The 1,739-nt window shown below is 40.2% G+C and carries 1 protein-coding gene and 2 pseudogenes; all 3 read left to right on the top strand.

The window, feature by feature from the left end; genetic code table 11:
* A pseudogene (locus MHN32_RS23505) lies at positions 1-679 on the top strand (hypothetical protein); the annotation flags it as partial.
* Positions 680-690: 11 nt separating this feature from the next.
* Entirely contained in the window at positions 691-1,440 is a 750-nt protein-coding gene (locus tag MHN32_RS23500; protein WP_010607413.1) for a PoNe immunity protein domain-containing protein, read from the top strand.
* A 9-nt stretch (positions 1,441-1,449) separates the two neighbouring features.
* Positions 1,450-1,739 (top strand): annotated as a pseudogene (locus MHN32_RS23495) (hypothetical protein); the annotation flags it as partial.

The raw sequence follows: 1,739 nt of genomic DNA, 5'->3' as shown, positions 1-1,739 counted from the left end.
CACGGTTAAACGCCTAGACGAGGTCACCCCAAAAATCGACCAGCATATGCAACAAGCCGCCCAAGAAATCGGACAGCGAGTTAATAAAGCACTGGATGAGTATCAGGGGGAGTTACCACAGGTTGGTGTTACCAATGTGCCGAAGAAATCTAAAGCGCCAGAGCTTTCAGCTCCAGAAGGAAACGATCTCAAAGGTGCCCCAGTTAACAAAGTTAATCCGCCATCACGCAAAACACCTAGTGACTTTACGCAACATAAATCATTAAACCATAGAAAAGGTGCTACTGGTGAGTACAATGCACACCAATTAATGCTGGAAAATGGTTTTACACCGCTAGGTAAAACCGACGGTAATTATAAACCAGGACAATCCGGTATTGACGGAATATATCTGCACCCAAATCCACCACCGGACTATGTGATTACAGAAGCCAAATATAACACCTCTCCATTAGGTATGACTAAAGATGGTAGACAAATGGGTGATGACTGGATCACAGCCGAACGGCTAGAAAAAGCAGGTATAAGTAGAAGAGATAGAAAAAAAATACTTGATGCTTTAGCTGATGATGATGGCTCGGTACTAAAGCTATTAATTAGAAATGAAATAGATGGAAACTTAGCTGTTGAAGTACTTGGTAAAGATGCTAAAACGATTGATAATCAATTTAAACTTTAAGAGATATTAAGATGTTAAGAGATACTTTAAGAGATAAAGCTTACTTTGACGAAGCAGTTGAGTTTTATAGCGATGCAATAACTGAAGATGTTGAGAAAATCACTTCTAGTAATCGTCCTAATTTGGTGAGGATGAAACGCACCTTTAACTTAATAAACGAAGTTTTAAGTTACCTCCAAGTAAAATACTCTCGAGGGGATGACCTTATTGAGTTTAGAGCTTTTATTCAGGACCTGCTTACTTATCGCAAATGGCAAAAGGACTTTGCAGATGATCTATCAGACGTAGAACAAGTTGAGCGTATTCCTATAGAAGAGTTGCACCAAAGCGATTTACGGAACTATTTAAAGTTATTTAGCTTCGCCTACTGCTTAAACATGGGAAAAGATTACTACTTACAATTATTAGAGCTTATTGGAAATCAAGGACAAGATGCACTATTTGATAAAATTGCGATTGCGCTAGGTGACACTGATCGTGAAATAGCAGCGGATACTCTGTTCAAAAAACGTTTCGATAAGCTTTACAAAGTAGTTGAAGGAAGTCCAGAGCAACGTCCAGCACTTGCGAAATCTTATATGGAGGCTTGGTACGTTTTGGAGGAAAGTCCTGATATTCATTTACTGGACAATGATGCTTACGATGGCTATTGGTGCTGGGAAATTGCGCTCGTTATTAAATTATTCAATATTGATGATAGCAGCTTTATTGACCACCCATACTACCCCAAAGACCTCGTACATTGGCAAGATAATCAGTAGGAGATAAAGGTGCGCGATACACGGAGAAGTAACGATTATTTCGAAGCATTCTTAGTCGACATTGAAGTTGGCATTAAAGAAACACAGGAAGCCCTCAATGCAGGTAATTTTACCACACCTAGCGAGCGAGTTAATGTTGCCCAGCGTATATATCAGCTCGCGATTATGCGAGCGGTAGCGCACTACTCATACGGTGCTCACCTTGGGGATATTAAGCGCTATACCGAAGCGATTTTGCCGTATCGCAAACAACTGACACACTACTGTGATAAGTTACCTGCAAATCATCAAATATACCG

This window comes from Pseudoalteromonas sp. Of11M-6 (genome assembly GCF_022347905.1).
Classification (GTDB): Bacteria; Pseudomonadota; Gammaproteobacteria; order Enterobacterales; family Alteromonadaceae; genus Pseudoalteromonas.
The sequence above is the reverse complement of the archived record's forward strand: the minus strand, read 5'-3'. Positions and strand labels throughout refer to the sequence as shown.